At 52.6% G+C, this 16,360-nt stretch carries 15 protein-coding genes; all 15 read right to left on the bottom strand.

Annotated elements, in window-relative coordinates:
* Positions 1–157 precede the first annotated feature (157 nt).
* Entirely contained in the window at positions 158–1,021 is an 864-nt protein-coding gene (gene dapA, locus RAC89_RS00075; RefSeq protein ID WP_306611024.1) for a 4-hydroxy-tetrahydrodipicolinate synthase, read from the bottom strand.
* A gap of 14 nt (positions 1,022–1,035) precedes the next feature.
* On the bottom strand, positions 1,036–2,259 hold the full coding sequence (gene dapG / locus RAC89_RS00070; protein ID WP_306611023.1) for an aspartate kinase: 1,224 nt from the start codon (positions 2,257–2,259) through the stop codon (positions 1,036–1,038).
* A gap of 87 nt (positions 2,260–2,346) precedes the next feature.
* Positions 2,347–3,387, bottom strand: a complete 1,041-nt coding sequence (locus RAC89_RS00065; RefSeq protein ID WP_306611022.1) for an aspartate-semialdehyde dehydrogenase — start codon at positions 3,385–3,387, stop codon at positions 2,347–2,349.
* 43 nt (positions 3,388–3,430) lie between these two features.
* Positions 3,431–4,024, bottom strand: coding sequence for a dipicolinate synthase subunit B (locus tag RAC89_RS00060; RefSeq protein WP_306611021.1), 594 nt, complete (start codon positions 4,022–4,024; stop codon positions 3,431–3,433).
* Positions 4,021–4,920, bottom strand: a complete 900-nt coding sequence (gene dpsA, locus RAC89_RS00055) for a dipicolinate synthase subunit DpsA (RefSeq protein ID WP_306611020.1) — start codon at positions 4,918–4,920, stop codon at positions 4,021–4,023. The genes RAC89_RS00060 and dpsA overlap by 4 nt, the downstream gene beginning before the upstream one ends.
* A 128-nt stretch (positions 4,921–5,048) precedes the next feature.
* Complete coding sequence (gene dut, locus RAC89_RS00050) at positions 5,049–5,510, bottom strand: dUTP diphosphatase (protein WP_306611019.1); 462 nt, start codon at positions 5,508–5,510, stop codon at positions 5,049–5,051.
* The gene (locus RAC89_RS00045; RefSeq protein WP_306611018.1) at positions 5,503–6,753 is read right to left on the bottom strand and encodes a M16 family metallopeptidase; all 1,251 of its coding nucleotides are present in this window, start codon (positions 6,751–6,753) and stop codon (positions 5,503–5,505) included. The genes dut and RAC89_RS00045 overlap by 8 nt, the downstream gene beginning before the upstream one ends.
* 65 nt (positions 6,754–6,818) lie before the next feature.
* The gene (locus RAC89_RS00040; RefSeq protein ID WP_284639122.1) at positions 6,819–7,856 is read right to left on the bottom strand and encodes a polysaccharide deacetylase family protein; all 1,038 of its coding nucleotides are present in this window, start codon (positions 7,854–7,856) and stop codon (positions 6,819–6,821) included.
* Positions 7,857–8,015: 159 nt separating this feature from the next.
* Positions 8,016–10,118 (bottom strand): polyribonucleotide nucleotidyltransferase, encoded by a 2,103-nt coding sequence (gene pnp / locus RAC89_RS00035; protein WP_306611017.1) that lies wholly within the window; start codon positions 10,116–10,118, stop codon positions 8,016–8,018.
* A 303-nt stretch (positions 10,119–10,421) separates the two neighbouring features.
* Positions 10,422–10,691 (bottom strand): 30S ribosomal protein S15, encoded by a 270-nt coding sequence (gene rpsO, locus RAC89_RS00030; RefSeq protein WP_284639118.1) that lies wholly within the window; start codon positions 10,689–10,691, stop codon positions 10,422–10,424.
* 164 nt (positions 10,692–10,855) lie between these two features.
* Positions 10,856–11,815, bottom strand: coding sequence for a bifunctional riboflavin kinase/FAD synthetase (locus RAC89_RS00025; RefSeq protein ID WP_306616002.1), 960 nt, complete (start codon positions 11,813–11,815; stop codon positions 10,856–10,858).
* Positions 11,816–11,857: 42 nt separating this feature from the next.
* Positions 11,858–12,769: a tRNA pseudouridine(55) synthase TruB gene (truB, locus tag RAC89_RS00020; protein WP_284639117.1), complete on the bottom strand. Its 912-nt coding sequence runs from the start codon at positions 12,767–12,769 to the stop codon at positions 11,858–11,860.
* Positions 12,766–13,755, bottom strand: a complete 990-nt coding sequence (locus RAC89_RS00015) for a DHH family phosphoesterase (RefSeq protein ID WP_306611016.1) — start codon at positions 13,753–13,755, stop codon at positions 12,766–12,768. The genes truB and RAC89_RS00015 overlap by 4 nt, the downstream gene beginning before the upstream one ends.
* The gene (gene rbfA / locus RAC89_RS00010; protein WP_284639113.1) at positions 13,752–14,108 is read right to left on the bottom strand and encodes a 30S ribosome-binding factor RbfA; all 357 of its coding nucleotides are present in this window, start codon (positions 14,106–14,108) and stop codon (positions 13,752–13,754) included. The genes RAC89_RS00015 and rbfA overlap by 4 nt, the downstream gene beginning before the upstream one ends.
* Positions 14,109–14,114: 6 nt before the next feature.
* A partial coding sequence (gene infB, locus RAC89_RS00005) for a translation initiation factor IF-2 (protein WP_306611015.1) occupies positions 14,115–16,360 on the bottom strand: 2,246 nt, incomplete at its 5' end.

The raw sequence follows: 16,360 nt of genomic DNA, 5'->3' as shown, positions 1-16,360 counted from the left end.
GCAAACCAAAATCTACCGCACCAGTCACTTGCCATCATTATACATGATTAAAATAGGGAATTACAAGTAAACCAACATTACAACTATATTACTGCCTATTGTATCCGAAAAAAGTAAAACCGATGCCGTCCCCGGCACCGGTTTCCCCTGACATCTATCACTGGAACAGAGATGCTATATAGCGTCCTTCCTCTTCAGTGGCTTGGATGAGCGGCAATCGGACGCCTCCTACAGGCAACCCTTTATAATTCAATGCAGCCTTCACCGGAGCCGGACTTGGGAAGGTGAACAGACCTTTAAACACAGGAAGCAGTTGACCGTGAAGACGTGCAGCCTCTGCAAAATTTCCCTGCAGGAAGGCGTTGATCATTTGCTTCATTTCATTCCCTACCACATGACTGGCTACGCTGACAATTCCATGTGCCCCGACTGACATGGCAGGCAAGGCGGCACTGTCATCTCCACTGTAAACAAGAAAACCTGGAGCTGCGTCTCGAACGATCTCCGTCAACTGATCCGTTCCTGCGCAATCCTTGGTTGCCACGATGTTCGGGATATGGGAGAGCCTCACCGTTGTAGCAGCATCGATATTGACGCCTGTACGCCCAGGAACATTGTAGATCATCACAGGAATCCGGACAGACTCTGCAATCGCTTTAAAATGCTGATACAAGCCCTCTTGGGACGGTCTGTTATAATAAGGAGCTACCAAGAGCAGTGCGTCGACTCCGCGCTTTTCCGCTTCCTTCGAAAGATGAATCGAATGCGCCGTATCGTTGCTTCCCGTACCTGCGATAATTTTCGCTCGACCCTTCGAGTGTGTAACGGCGTACTCAAAAAGCTTCAGCTTTTCCTCCTCCGTCAGCGTGGGAGACTCGCCCGTCGTGCCGGAAATGACTAAGCTGTCACTGGCTTGCTCTTCAATAAGATGATCCATGATGTTGCCCACTTGCGTCCAATCGATCTGGAGCTGGTTGTCAAATGGGGTCACCATAGCGGTAATTAATCTGCCGAAATCCACAGGTGCCTCTCCTCCTACTCTCTTGTTTTGTGAAGCTGAAATTGGGAATGGAGCGCCCGAACCGCATTCTCCATGTCCTTGCCTTGAACCAGGACCCAAATGGTTGCATTCGAGTCGGCCGATTGAAGGATTTGAATATCGTTTTTTGTCAGCGCTTCGACGATATGCGCCATAATACCGGGTACTCCGTTCATTCCGCCTCCAATGATGGAAACTTTGGCGCAATGCGGTGTCAGCGTCGGCTCGTACCCCAGCTCCCGGAGAGTATGAAGTGCTCTATCCGATTCGTAATCAAACACGGTATATACAACGCCAGACGGATTCACATTGATAAAATCAACGCTGATTTTCGCATCCGCCATGGCTTTAAATACCTTCAGCTGTAGATCAAGACTTCCGTCCGCCGCAGCTACTTGAATTTGTGTGATATTGGAGAAGTTCGCAATCCCCGTTATTAACCGATCCTGAACGTGATCCGTTTCCTGAATGGCATTCGAATGCGTCACTAGCGTTCCCGTATCCTTCGTGAAGGTCGAGCGAACACGTACGGGGAGGTTGGCATGCATGGCCACCTCGACCGCTCTGGGATGAATGACCTTGGCTCCCAGATGGGCCATATTGCATATTTCCGTATACGAGACGACCGAAAGAGGCTGCGCTTCCTTTACTATGCGTGGATCCGCAGTCAATATACCGTTCACGTCGGTGAAGATGTCGACCAGCTCCGCCTTGAGTGCCGCACCTAACGCGGTTGCTGACGTATCGCTACCGCCTCGTCCGAGCGTGGTGAAGTCTTGCGACCTGGTCGCTCCCTGGAACCCGGTCACGATGACAACCTGACCTTGCTCCAGAAGCTCCAGCACCCGTTTAGGCTGGATGGATACGATCTGGGCATTGCCGTAATCATTATTCGTCAAGAAGCCCGCTTGAGCACCTGTTAAAGCCGTGGCCCGGATCCCTTCGGCATGAAGTAAGCTGCACAAGGTCGCAGCAGAAATAATTTCCCCGCAGCAGAGCAGCAGGTCCTTCTCTCTCGCAGGCAGCCTGTCTCCATTGTTCCGGATCCAATCGAGCAAGGTATCCGTAGCGTAAGGCTCACCCTTCCGCCCCATGGCCGATACGACGACGACTAGCTTGTACTGTTGCTGTAACGCATCTTTAATGTGTTGTATGACATGTGCTCTGGCTTCGGCTGTGGAAAGGGAGGTGCCCCCAAATTTCTGCACCAGAATCTTCATGAAGATTTCCCCTTTCAGTCAGAAATTGCCGTCAAACTCTTAAGCAAAAGCTTGGCTTCCTCTTGTGAAGGAAGCCAGTTTCGATCATTACTTTTGCTCAATAGCAATATATTCAGCAATTTGAACTGCATTCCAGGCTGCGCCTTTTAACAGGTTGTCGGACACGATCCACATATTAAGCGCACGCGGATTGCTGAGATCGCGGCGAACACGGCCTACGAACGTCTCCAGCTTGCCTGCTGCATCCGTAGCAAGCGGGTACAGCTGCTCTTCCGGATTGTCTTGCAGCACGATACCCGGAGCATCGGCTAGCAGCTGCTTCACTTCATCAATGTCGAAATCGGATTTCAGCTCCACATATACCGACTCGGAGTGACCGTAAACGACAGGAATCCGAACGCAGGTTGCCGTCACTTCAAGGGATTCATCGCCCATGATTTTCTTCGTTTCGTTAATCATCTTCATTTCTTCGTACGTAAATCCGTTATCGACAAATTTGTCGATTTGCGGAATCGCGTTGAAAGCAATTTGGTGCTTCTTCGGCAAGGAGCCTACCGGCAAAATTTGCGGTTCCACCGCGTTGCCGGCCAGAACCTCCTTGGATTGACGAAGCATCTCGGCAATGGCGCTCGCACCGGCACCGGATACGGCCTGATAAGTGGACACGATGATGCGGGAGATGCCATAACGGTCGTACAGCGGCTTCAGCGCTTGCACCATTTGAATCGTCGAGCAGTTCGGGTTGGCGATGCAGCCCTTATGCTCATTGATTTTGTCAAAGTTCACTTCCGGTACGACAAGCGGAGTTTCCGGATCCATACGGAATGCGCTGGTGTTATCGATACATACGGCACCGTGCTTCACAGCCTCAGGCACCAGCGTACGGCTGACGTCGCCGCCGGCGCTGAACAAAGCGATCTCCACGCCCTTGAAGCTATCCGGGGTTGCTTCTTCCAATGTGATTTCTTGGCCTTTGAAGTTCAGCTTCTTGCCAGCAGAACGAGCCGAAGAAAGCAGCTTCAGTTCATTAATGGGGAAATTCCGTTCTTCGAGCAAACGGATGATTTGTTCTCCTACGGCACCTGTTGCGCCTACTACTGCGACGTTAAAAAGCTTTTGACTGGACATTAGTACGTCTCTCCCCTAATAAATTATATATAATGCCGGGTAATCAATAGTTAAACCGTTCAATCAACATCGGCTGCAGCTGCTTGCCCATTAACGCCGCCTCGCACGTTTCCATGATCAGATCCATACGGGCCACCAAGGAATTCGGCTTCGCCGTCGGCGCATCCTGACCAAAAGGCACAAAGTAAATGTTCTTCGTGATCAGCAGCTTACCTACGTTCATCGCATTCAAGCCCAAACCGTCATTCGTGGAAATGGCCAGCACCAGAGGACGCTGATTGCGCATCTGTGCTTTGGCGGCCATCAGTACCGGACTCTCCGTCATCGCATTGGCCAGCTTGCTTGTCGTATTGCCCGTGCAGGGCGCAATGACCATAACGTCAAGCAGCTTCGAAGGGCCTAACGGCTCAGCATCTACAATTGAAGAAATAATATCATTTCCTGTGATGTCTTTCAACTGTTTTTGCCAATTTTCCGACGTTCCGAATCGGGTATCGGTTGTCATAATCGTATTGGATACAATTGGAATGACTTTTGCCCCGGCATCCACAAAACGCTGGATTTGCGGCATCACCTCGTCAAACGTGCAATGTGACCCTGTCAATGCGTACCCTACTGTTTTTCCCTGCCAATTCATTCCGCATTCCTCCTTGTTCGGGCATCTTCCATGATGATTCTGGACATCGAGTCGGCCATTATGCGGCCCGCCGTCTTCGGAGCGACAATGCCGGGCAATCCCGGCGCCAGGATCGCTTTGATCCCCCGCTTCTCCGCAAACCGGAAATCCGTCCCTCCCGGCTTGGAGGCCAGATCGATAATAACGGCCCGATGCGGCATATGTGCGATTACTTGGGCGGTAATGATCATCGAGGGAATGGTGTTGAACAGCAGATCGACGTCGCGGACATGACTCATCAGCTTCGAGGTATAGAATGGGTTCAAGCCCATTTCATGTGCCCTCGCATAATATTCGGGTCGGTTCACCCCGACTTGGACTCTTGCTCCGATGCCCTGCAAGGTTCTTGCCATGGTCAAGCCGGTACGGCCAAAGCCAAGGACCATGCAGCTAGATCCATGAATCGTGATATCCGTATTCTGTATGGCAATCATCAGCGCGCCTTCCGCTGTAGGGATGGAATTGTAAATCGCCACGTCATCAAGGCTAAACAGTTCGATCAGCTCAATAGAGTATTTGGTGCACAGCTTGCGTAAGTAAGGCTTCGCCATGCCCGTAAACACCTTGGCATGCTTCGGCAGTGCGGCGATATGTTCGTCGGTCAATTTCAATACGACAGATGAGAACAACGTCTCCACCTGTCCTTCGTCATCGGTGCCTACGGCCGGGAGGATCACCGCATCCATCCCTTGGAGCACTTCCGGCGACAGCTCCGCTTTGGTGATTCCGCTGAATTGGTTGCTCAGGTTGTCAAAGCCGAAGAGGAACACGGTGGCATCGAGCTCGGAGCATTTGTGTACGACCTCCAATTGACGCGCATCCCCTCCGATAATGGCCACTTGTAATCCGGTCAGCATCCCTTTCACCTCTTTCTGAATCGCTATCGATAACACATCCTATGCGATAGCCCAGAAATGGGTTCCAACCTAGGCGGAACAAGAAAAAAACTCCCTACCTTCCCGATGGGAAAATAAGGAGTTTCTGCTCACTTGGTGCCGGTATGGCCGAAGCCTCCGGCGCCGCGCACCGTCTCGTCAAGCTCTTCCACCTGAAGCAAACGAATTTGCGGAACGATCTGAAATACCATTTGGGCGATCCGTTCGCCCCGTTCAATTGCAAAGGGCTCCTGCCCGTGATTAATAAGAAGCACCTTCACTTCCCCGCGGTAATCCGCATCGATGGTTCCGGGCGCATTGAGTGTAGTGATGCCGTGCTTATATGCCAGTCCGCTTCGCGGACGAATCTGCGCCTCCAGCTCCTCCGGCATCGCGACGGCGAAGCCGGTCGGGATCAAAGCACGCTCTCCAGGACGCAAGAACACACGTTCCCCCACCGCTGCGTGCAGATCAAAGCCGCTTGCCAGAGCAGACATCTTCTGCGGCAAGGGAATATCCTCATTCCCGGGAAGCCGCTTGATTTGAACGTCGAATTCCGTTCGGCTAGACAAGCTGATCCCTCCTTAAGCCATCGATGGCCTGATGGTTCTGCCCTACCATAGCCAATGCAAACGGCTCGGACATCATCTGGGAAATCAGCTCGCGGATATGGTCCATTTCGACCTGCTCGATTCGCTCGATGATCTCATCAAGGCTGTAATGCCGGCCAAGCATCAGCTCGTTTTTGCCAAGTCGGTTCATCCGGCTGCTGGTGCTTTCGAGACTAAGGATCAGGCTGCCCTTCATCTGCTCCTTGCCTTTCTTCAGCTCGGCTTCGGTTAAGCCGCTTTGCTTCAGCTCCTCGAGCATCTCCATGGTCACCTTCAGCACCTCATCGGTCTGCTTAGGAGCCGTACCGGTGTAGATCGTGAACATCCCGCCGTCCTGGTAAGACGTGTGGTAAGAGTAAACGGAATAAGCGAGGCCCCGCTTCTCCCGAATTTCCTGGAACAGCCGCGAGCTCATGCCGCCTCCGATGGCGTTGTTGAGCAGCACCATGGCGTACAGCCGATCATCCTTCGCGGATAGTCCCGGAAACGATAAGCAAATATGGTTTTGCTCCGTTTTTTTCTGAAAATATTTCAAGTCGCTATGGAAAACAGGGTTAATCGTACTCTCTTCAGCGCCCGTCTTATCAAAACCTGCGAAGTGCTTCTCCATCAGCTCGACTACATCATCATTGATGTTGCCTGCGATACTGATGACGGTGTTCGCCACCGTATAATGCTGCTTCATGTAATCGCGAAGCGTATCCGAATTCATGGCCGCCAGATTCGGCTGATTGCCAATGATCGTATAGCCTAATGAATGTTCGCCGAAAGCAGCCTTGGCGATCAGATCGTGCACCATATCGTCCGGCGTATCCTCGTACATCGCGATTTCCTCGAAGATGACGTTCTTCTCTTTCTCCAGCTCCGACGCATCGAATACGGAGCGGAAGAACATGTCGGATAATACCTCTACCGCAAGCGGCAGATGTTCATCCAGCACCTTGCAGTAATAACACGTATATTCCTTGGAAGTAAATGCATTCACGTTACCGCCGATACCGTCGAAGATCTCCGCGATATCCTTGGCGGAGTACCGATCCGTGCCCTTGAAAAGCATATGCTCGATAAAATGCGAAATACCGTTCAGGCTTTCGCTTTCATAACGCGATCCCGTCTTCACCCAGATGCCGAATGCAACGGAGCGGCACGTAGGAATTTGTTCCGTAACGACTCGCAGTCCGTTAGAAAGTGTATATTTATTCAAACTCTAGAGCCTCCTTAAGTCGATCGTTATACTATGATGCTCCGTATAATAGTTAGATATTAACATTATTGCGGGGCTGACTCAACCGCGGGGACTCTGTCCGGCGAAATCACTTGGCTTACCGTACCGAAATGCAAGCCTTTGGCCCGGATGATCTTGATCATTTCCGGAAGTGCGCTCCGGCTTGAATCCGTCGGGTGCATCAGAATCAGCGTCCCGGGCTCCAAACTTCCTCTCAGCCGGCGGACGATCGTGGAGGGGTCCGGTTTTCTCCAGTCGATGGTATCGAAGGTCCATAGAATCGTGCGAAGCTTGAGCTCATGCGCAATGTTAACGGTCTCCTGATCGAAATCTCCGGAAGGCGGTGCAAACAACCGGTTGGAAGCCCCGACCTGCTTGGTGAGCAAATTCTCGGTTTTCATAATTTCTTGAACAGCCTGGCTGCGGGACAGCTTACTCATATCCTTGTGAGAGTAGGCGTGGTTGGACACCTCGTGCCCTTCCTCCATGATCGCCTTCGCCTTATCAATGTTCTTACTAAGCCACATCCCGTCAAAAAAGAAGGTCGCCTTAATCTTCTCGCTGCGGAGCGTTTCGAGCATGCCTTCCAGGTACTCGTCCCCCCAAGCCACGTTAATCATGAGTCCGACCATCGGCTTCTGGGGGTTACCTTTGTAAATCGGGTGCGGTCCAAGCTGGTCCAGTCCTACGGCTGGCGGAACTTCACGGTAGACGAGCTGCGGCTTCTCCGGGAATTGCTGTTCCTCTGCAAGCTCCAGCGTCTTCTCAAGGTCAACTTCCAGACCGTTATACCCCGGAACCGCCTTCCATACGGGATCCAATTTGGCATTAACCGGCGCGATATAATGCTTCTCCGCCTCCTGCTTAATCTTCTCCAGCATCAGCGTACGTTTTTCCTCTAAGCGTTCCTTGTGGGTTGAGGCCAGCAGCGGGACATCCAGATGGTACGGTGCGGAAACGACCGTATTGTCCGTTGTCCCTTTCGCATAGTCTACGAATGTATCGACATCCTTGGATAGCTGAAGACCTGTCCACACTGCTGCGAAACCCACAGCCGCGAATATCAGTTTATTCAACTTCATCCCTCTACTCCCCGTCATAAATGGCTTATTATGTCCCATTGTATGCGAGATAGGACAAGAGTAGACCTTCTTCGGAAGCTTGACAGACAGCACTTTGGAACACAACAAAAAAGAGACAGACTGCTCTGACTCTTTTCTACTGCATTCGCATAGGTTGTATTAAGCTTGCGCCGGCTCTTCCGCCGTCAGTACCGCTTTGCGGGACAAATTGACACGACCTTGCGCATCGATTTCGGTCACCTTCACGGTGATCTTGTCACCCAGCTTCAGCACATCCTCTACCTTCGCTACGCGCTCTGTAGAGATTTGCGAAATGTGCACAAGCCCTTCCTTACCCGGTAAAATCTCGACAAAAGCACCGAACTTCTCGATCCGCTTCACCGTACCTAAGTACACCTCGCCGACGATAACCTCTCTCACAATGCCCTCAATGATTTCACGGGCACGCTGATTCATTTGCTCGTTCGAAGAAGCGATAAATACGCGGCCGTCCTGCTCGATGTCGATTTTGACGCCGGTTTCTTCGATAATCTTGTTGATGATTTTCCCGCCTGCCCCGATCACATCGCGGATCTTATCCGGATTGATCTGCATGGTAAGGATTTTCGGCGCGTATTGCGACAGCTCGGATTTCGGCTCGGAGATCCGCTCGAGCATTTTGCCGAGAATGTGCATACGGCCTTTTTTCGCTTGCTCCAGCGCTTGATTCAAGATGTCGCGGTTAATGCCGTCGATCTTGATGTCCATCTGCAGTGCCGTTACGCCCTTGGCGGTTCCTGCCACTTTGAAGTCCATATCGCCAAGGTGATCTTCCATACCTTGAATATCCGTCAGGATGGAGAAGTGATCGCCATCTTTAATGAGACCCATCGCCACACCGGCTACAGGAGCTTTAATCGGAACCCCTGCGTCCATCAACGCCAAGGTGCTTGCACAAATACTCGCTTGGGAGGTGGAGCCGTTGGATTCCAATACTTCAGACACGACGCGGATCGTATATGGGAAATCCTTCTCGTTTGGAATGATCGGCTCAAGAGCCCGCTCACCGAGTGCGCCGTGACCGATTTCGCGGCGGCCCGGAGGACGCAGCGGTCTTGCTTCCCCTACGCTGAACGGCGGGAAGTTGTAATGATGCATGAAACGCTTTGTTTCTTCGAGGTCGAGACCGTCGAGAATCTGTACGTCGCCAAGTGCTCCCAAGGTACAAATGCTGAGCGCCTGCGTTTGGCCGCGTGTAAACAACCCGGAGCCGTGAGTTCTTGGCAGCAGATTGATGTCGCATTCGATCGGACGAATTTCATCCAGACCACGACCGTCAGGACGAACCTTGTCATGCGTAATTAGACGACGAACCTCTTCCTTCACGATATCGTACAGCGTTTCCTTGACATCGCTAAGCTTGTCCGGTGTTTCCGCATATACGCCTTGGAAATGCTCTACGGTTTCCGCGTTAATCGCGTCAATCGCTTCCTGACGAGCATGCTTCTCAGGAATTTTAATTGCTTCGACCAGTCTCGCTTGGGCGAAGGCGCGTACGTCGCTGTTCACTTCCGCATCAACCGCATGGAGCTTCACTTCCATCTTCGGCTTGCCTGCCTCCTGCACGAACTGCTCCTGGATCGCCACAATCTTACGGATTTCATCGTGCCCGAACATGATCGCTTCCAGCATCACTTCTTCCGGCACCTCATCCGCGCCTGCTTCTACCATCATGATGGCATCCTTCGTGCCGGCAACCACCAGATGAAGATCGCTCTTCTCCGCCTGCTCCAGCGTCGGGTTAATCACGAATTGTCCGTCCACCCGTCCGACGATCACCCCGCCGACAGGTCCGTTAAACGGCACATCCGAGATGCTGAGCGCTGCGGAGGTACCGATCATGGCAGCCATTTCCGGGGAGCACTCTTGGTCCACGCTCATGACGATCGCAACGATCTGTACATCGTTACGGAAGCCTTCCGGGAACAACGGACGGATCGGACGGTCGGTCAAACGGCTGGCCAAAATCGCCTTCTCGCTAGGACGGCCCTCCCGTTTGATAAAGCCGCCAGGGATTTTACCGACGGAATACAATCTTTCTTCATAGTTCACCGTGAGCGGAAAGAAATCCAAATCCTTCGGCTCAGCCGAGGCCGTAACGGTACACAGTACGACCGTATCGCCGTATTTCGCGACGACCGCAGCATTGGCTTGCTTCGCCAAACGGCCGGTTTCCAGTGTAAATGGGCGTCCGCCCAATTGCATCTGAACTTTTTTCTCCATTCGCCTTCCTCCTCCAAGTTTTGCGGAGCACATCTTATTTCGTAAGCATTCGCCCGGTGCATTGCGGAGCAAAACGGCTACGTAAGTCTCCGCTTCTTATGTTCGCCACAGCCATAGCGGCATCGTAAAGATATACGCGCGTTATGTATGCTTTCCTTAAACCATTCTGCATAATGGCTAGTATTTCCTTCTTTTCGGTAAAACATTAGCAAAAAAAGCAACCGCCGACTCATCTCGCTGCCTACGCCCGAGCCGGACGTGGACAGTGGACTAACGTGGTTGCTTCGTTTGTCGTTAGACCGATTAGCGGCGAAGACCGAGCCTAGCGATCAGCGCGCTGTAACGGTTAACGTCTTTGTTCTTCAAGTAAGTCAGCAGCTTACGGCGTTGACCTACCATCTTGAGCAGACCGCGACGAGAATGATGATCCTTCTTGTGCGTCTTCAAGTGGCTTGTCAAATTCGTGATGTCTTCCGTAAGGATAGCAACTTGCACTTCAGGAGAACCTGTATCCGTGTCGTGAGTCTTGTACGTCGAGATCAGTTCCTGTTTGCGTTCTTGAGTCATAGCCATCCGTGTTCACCTCCATAATAATAGATATCCCCATAAGCCGAGAGAAGCGTCGGAGTGATCGGATCTCCAAGCCCAGGTTAGTTACCTGATGCTACTGCTCTAGGCAACGTTAGATAGTATAGCATATCCCGCAGATAAAAGTAAAATAGATTGCGAAGAAATGATCAACGATGGGATGAGAACAGCTCCCGAGCCTGCTGAGCATCATTCTGAATTTGCGCTACCAACTCGTCTATGGAAGAAAACTTACGCTCCGGGCGAATATACTCTAAGCATTCTACCGTCAGCTCGACTCCATAAAGATCGCCCTCATAATCAAATAAATGCGCTTCAAACGTCGGACGGGGCAGGTTCGTGACAAACGTTGGCTTATAGCCGATGTTCATCACTCCTCCGAAGGCTCGTCCGTCAGGCAAGAGGACTCGCACGGCGTAAACTCCGGTCGCCGGTGTAATATAAGGTTCCGTCACGTCAACATTCGCCGTCGGGAAGCCGATAGTACGTCCGCGTGCATCGCCATGGATGACGGTACCGCGGATCGAGTAAGGCCGGCCCAGCAGCTGTGAGACCTCTGCCATCTCGCCTGAAGCGAGTAGCTCCCGCACTTGAGTGCTGCTCACTTTTAATCCGTTACGATAAAATGGGCGCACCACCTCTACAGCAAAGCGCCCGTGAGCGAGCTCACACAGCGTGTCCGGCGTTCCGGCTCCGCGGTAACCGAACGTAAAGTCAAAGCCGACAAATACGGTATTGATTCCGAGCGGCTGCAGCATCTGGCCTACAAACTCTTCCGGCGTCACTTTCATCAGGTCTTCGTCAAACCTCACGACAAAGGTCATATCGACACCCAACTGCTTGAGAAGCTCCAGCTTGACGGGCAGCGGAGAAAGAACCTTCTCGTACCGGACATTGCCCATCACCTGACGGGGATGCGGATCAAACGTCATAATCGCCGAAGGAAGCATTAACTGGGCTCCCGTCTGTACTGCACGCTTGATTACCTCTTGATGTCCAAGATGAACGCCGTCAAAATCCCCAATCGCCATCACAAAGGGATGTGCCCCGGAAAGCAAATTGCTGATCAATTCACTTTGGAGAGGGTAGGACAACTCAACCGTTTGCATCATTATTCACCCACATTCTCTGTAAGCAGCAAAGCGGCCGGTTTAAGAAAAGATCTTAACCGGCAGCAGCTGTTGTTGCTCTGGATCCCATTCGAGTATCCCGACCAGCTGGCGATCCGCATATGCGGCATACCTTTGGTCGGAAGCTTCCTGTTCAGGCTTTCGGGCCAATCGGAGCTTCTGCCCTTGTGAAGCCCTCTGCGCTTGCTCAGCTGTAAGCTGAAGCGATGGCATATGGGATAATGCCTCGTCCATCGGGATTAAACGTTCCCCCAAACGTCCCTCCCGGTGCAGCTCCTCGACCTGTTCCAATGTAAGACAAGCTTCCGGACCGATATTGCCCGTAGAGGTACGGATGAGCTCGGCCATAACGGCGGGAACACCTAAGGCCCGTCCGATATCGACACATAAGGTGCGAATGTATGTTCCCTTGGAACAGCGTACACGGAAACGCACTTCCGGGTACTCCGTCTCCCACTCCATCGAGAGGATTCGGATTTGTTCGATCGTAACGCGCCTTGACTTACGTTCGACCTCCACCCCTTGGCGAGCCAGCTCGTACAAGCGCTTCCCGTCTACTTTCACAGCTGAATACATAGGCGGCACCTGATCGATCTCGCCAACGAAGCGGGAGATAACCTCCTGCACTCTTTCCGCTGTGACTTGCTCCTTCACCGCTGGCATCCGCTCCAGGACTTCCCCGGTCATATCTTCCGTGTCCGTAGCCAAACCCAATCGCAGCACCGCTTCATATTCCTTCGGCAGCTCTTGGATATACTCCACAAGCCGGGTCGCCCGTCCGATGCAGAGCGGCAGCACTCCCGTAACCGCAGGGTCGAGCGTTCCCGTATGGCCGATCCTTTTAATTCTAACTATGCGCCGAACCTTGGCAACCACGTCATGGGAGGTGAAGCCCACAGGCTTCCATATCGGCAATATCCCTTCCAGCGTCATGCGAGAGCCCTACCTACTTCCTCTACTACTTGTTTAATGGCTTCATCCAGCGTTCCCAGCACGGTGCAGCCTGCCGCACGGACATGACCTCCGCCGCCGAAGCGGGAAGCAAGTTCCGCTACATCGACTTTGCCGGCCGATCGGAGACTTACCTTGATCACCCCGGGCTTTTTCTCCTTAAACAACATGCCGACTTCCACCCCTTCAATGTTGCGAGGGTAGTTGACAAGCCCGTCCAAATCGTCTGAGGAAGCGCCGGACCTGGCCAAATCCTCCAAGGAAACCGACAGCCAGGCTGCCTGCTGCTCGTGGGCGAACCCAAGAGTCGCAAGGGCAGACTTAAGGATAGTAACCTGAGGCATGGTAAGCGATTCCAGCAGCCGTTCCGCGAGCTCATACCCTTTCACGCCCCGGGACAGCATGTCCGCAGCAATTTGCATAACCTTCGGGGACGTATTGGAATAACGGAAGCCGCCTGTATCCGTTAACAATCCCGAATAGATGCAAACGTTTAGTTCATGGGAAAAAGGCAATCCAAGCTCCACGTTCAAATCGTAAAGTACCTCGACCGTCGCCGCGGCATCCGCACGAACCAGGTTCACAGCGCCGAAGTCATCGTTCGTTGCATGATGATCTATGTTCAAAAGCTGAACGTTCTCTTCGAAGCAGGCGCTTACCTTGCCGATTCGATCGAAGTCAGCGCAATCTACGGAAATAACCCGCCCGAACTTACGCTCGGGCGGTTCCGTTTCATGATTGAGAATACGAAGCTGCGAATGGGTCATGTACATAAACTTCTCAGGCATGTGCCCCTCATTGATGAGAGTAAACCTTTTGCCGAGGGCAAGAAGCATCCAAGCCATTGCAAAGGTGGAGCCGGCGGCATCCCCATCCGGCTGGATATGGGACACCACCAAGAAGTCATCATTCTCACGGAGGAAGGACGCCGCTTGGCTAAGCCTATCCGTGTAAGAAAGAACGGTCATACATCCGCATCCCTCTCATGAATTTGATGGAGCAACGATTCAATTTTGCTTCCATAATCGATCGAAGCATCAAATTTAAATAGCAGATCAGGGATTTTGCGCATCCGGATCCGTTTGCCAAGCTCGGAACGAATGAAGCCGGAGCTGCGGGTAAGAAGCTTAATGGTCTCTTCCCTCTGCTCCTCGCTTCCCATGACGCTAAGGTAAACCTTAGCTTGGGAAAAATCATTCGTCACATCGACACCCGTTACGGTAATGAAGCCGATCCGTGGATCCTTCAGCTCGGTCTGGATGATTTGGCTGATTTCCTTCTTAATTTGTTCTCCGACTCTTCCTACTCTAACTTTTGCCATAGCGGATCACCTCTCTACAGTTTCCATGACGTAGGCTTCAATCGTATCTCCTTCTTTAATATCATTAAATCTCTCCAGAGATATACCGCACTCGTAGCCCTGCGCCACTTCCTTGGCGTCGTCCTTAAACCGCTTCAGAGCAGCAACTTCGCCGTCAAACACGACAATACCGGCACGGATAAGCCTAACTTTGGCATTTCGTGTAACTTTACCCGAGGTAATCATACAGCCCGCAATGGTACCGACTTTGGAAACCTTAAAGATATTGCGGACCTCGGCAGAACCGATGACAACTTCCTTATACACTGGATCCAGCAAGCCCTTCATGGCCGACTCGATCTCCTCAATCACCTTATAGATGATGCTGTGCAGACGAATATCGACCTTCTCTTGATCTGCCGTGTTTTTCGCTTGCGGTTCCGGACGAACGTTAAAGCCGATAATGATAGCGTTCGAAGCAGAAGCCAAGATAACATCCGACTCCGTAATCGCACCTACACCGTTATGCAGGATTTTGACACGTACGCCTTCGATATCGATCTTCTCCAGCGAGCCGCGGAGCGCTTCCGCCGAACCGTGAACGTCAGCCTTGATGATGACGTTCAGATCCTTCATTTCGCCTTCCTGAATTCGTTTATGCAGGTCGTCGAGCGTTACGCGAACATTCGCACCCATCTCGGATTGGCGAAGCGTTACGGCGCGCTTCTCCGCGATCGCTCTTGCCTTGCGCTCATCCTCGAAGACGATAAACGGATCGCCGGCTTGCGGAACTTCGGTCAAGCCGGTAATTTCCACCGGAGTCGAAGGTCCTGCCTCTTTAAGGCGCTTGCCTTTATCGTTAACCATTGCACGAACCTTACCGAAATGTACCCCTGCAACGAAAGTATCGCCTACGCTCAAGGTACCGTGCTGGATCAGAATACGAGCAACAGGCCCCTTTCCTTTATCGAGCTCAGCTTCAATCACCGTTCCGCGCGCACGCTTGTTCGGATTAGCTTTGAACTCCTGTACTTCCGCTACAAGCAGAATCATTTCCAGCAGATTGTCGAGACCGATGCGCTGCTTCGCTGAAATGTTCACGAAGATCGTATCGCCGCCCCATGCTTCCGGAACCAGCTCATGCTCGGTCAGCTCCTGCATGATCCGATCCGGATTGGAGTCCGGCTTATCGATTTTGTTCACGGCTACGATAATCGGCACCTTCGCCGCTTTGGCGTGGGCGATCGCTTCAACGGTTTGCGGCATGACGCCGTCGTCAGCTGCTACGACGATAATCGCAATGTCCGTTACCTGTGCGCCGCGGGCACGCATCGATGTAAATGCGGCGTGACCCGGAGTATCGAGGAATGTAATTTTTTTACCGTTTGTTTCCACCTGGTAAGCACCGATGTGCTGTGTAATCCCGCCGGCTTCGCCTTCGGTTACGTTGGTCTTCCGGATGGCGTCGAGAAGGGTCGTCTTACCGTGGTCAACGTGACCCATAATGGTAACGACCGGCGGACGCTCGAGCAGATCCGCTTCCTCGTCCTTCTCTTCGAAGTTCTCGAATTTATCTTCTTCGACAGCGATTTTCAGTTCTACCTCCACCTTGTAATCGGAGGCAAGCAATTGAATCGCATCGAGATCCAGCTCTTGGTTAATGGTAGCCATAACGCCAAGGAACAGAAGCTTCTTGATTACCTCGGAAGCATCCTTATGCAAAGCCTTGGCCAGCTCGCCCACCGTCATCGTACCGCGAACGATAATCTTCTTTGGCGTATTGTCAATCTTCGGTTTCGGCGGCTCTTGTTGACGGCCTCTGTTTTGGAACTTGCCGCCCCGGTTATTAGGACCTCGTCCTGCACCCGGCTTATTATCGTCAAACCGCTTCGGTGACGGCTTCGTCTTCTTCGCTACCGTCGGTTTCCCTGCCTCATCCGAATCCAGGTCGATGTTCGTAGGTACGGTTTTCGGCGGTTGCAGAACCGGACGTGTGCTGTGATTGTTGTTTCGGTTGCGGTCATTGCTGCGGGAATCGAAGCTTCTGCGCTCCGGTTGAGCCGCGGATGCCGCCGGCGCTCCTCCTTGCGGACGAGCTGCACCGCCGCGGTTGCCTTGGTAGCCCCCGCCACCCTGGCCTCCTTGACCTTGACCGCCACGGTTGCCTTGGTAGCCGCCGCCTTGGCCTCCTTGACCTTGACCGCCGCGGTTGCCTTGATAGCCGCCGCCTTGGCCTCCTTGACCTTGACCGCCGCGGTTGCCCTGATAGCCGC

It is taken from the genome of Paenibacillus sp. GD4, from assembly GCF_030846225.1.
GTDB classification, from domain to species: Bacteria; Bacillota; Bacilli; order Paenibacillales; family NBRC-103111; genus Paenibacillus_G; species Paenibacillus_G silviterrae.
This window is presented reverse-complemented; position numbering and strand designations above follow the sequence as displayed.

Excerpts from the sequence above, each read along its gene's own strand:
- RAC89_RS00060 (WP_306611021.1), bottom strand. The coding sequence starts at position 4,024 with ATGAATTGGCAGGGAAAAACAGTAGGGTACGCATTGACAGGGTCACAT.
- RAC89_RS00065 (WP_306611022.1), bottom strand. The coding sequence starts at position 3,387 with ATGTCCAGTCAAAAGCTTTTTAACGTCGCAGTAGTAGGCGCAACAGGT.
- pnp (WP_306611017.1), bottom strand. The coding sequence starts at position 10,118 with ATGGAGAAAAAAGTTCAGATGCAATTGGGCGGACGCCCATTTACACTG.
- rbfA (WP_284639113.1), bottom strand. The coding sequence starts at position 14,108 with ATGGCAAAAGTTAGAGTAGGAAGAGTCGGAGAACAAATTAAGAAGGAA.
- truB (WP_284639117.1), bottom strand. The coding sequence starts at position 12,769 with ATGACGCTGGAAGGGATATTGCCGATATGGAAGCCTGTGGGCTTCACC.
- RAC89_RS00040 (WP_284639122.1), bottom strand. The coding sequence starts at position 7,856 with ATGAAGTTGAATAAACTGATATTCGCGGCTGTGGGTTTCGCAGCAGTG.
- RAC89_RS00025 (WP_306616002.1), bottom strand. The coding sequence starts at position 11,815 with ATGCAAACGGTTGAGTTGTCCTACCCTCTCCAAAGTGAATTGATCAGC.
- rpsO (WP_284639118.1), bottom strand. The coding sequence starts at position 10,691 with ATGGCTATGACTCAAGAACGCAAACAGGAACTGATCTCGACGTACAAG.
- dapG (WP_306611023.1), bottom strand. The coding sequence starts at position 2,259 with ATGAAGATTCTGGTGCAGAAATTTGGGGGCACCTCCCTTTCCACAGCC.
- RAC89_RS00015 (WP_306611016.1), bottom strand. The coding sequence starts at position 13,755 with ATGACCGTTCTTTCTTACACGGATAGGCTTAGCCAAGCGGCGTCCTTC.
- dpsA (WP_306611020.1), bottom strand. The coding sequence starts at position 4,920 with ATGCTGACCGGATTACAAGTGGCCATTATCGGAGGGGATGCGCGTCAA.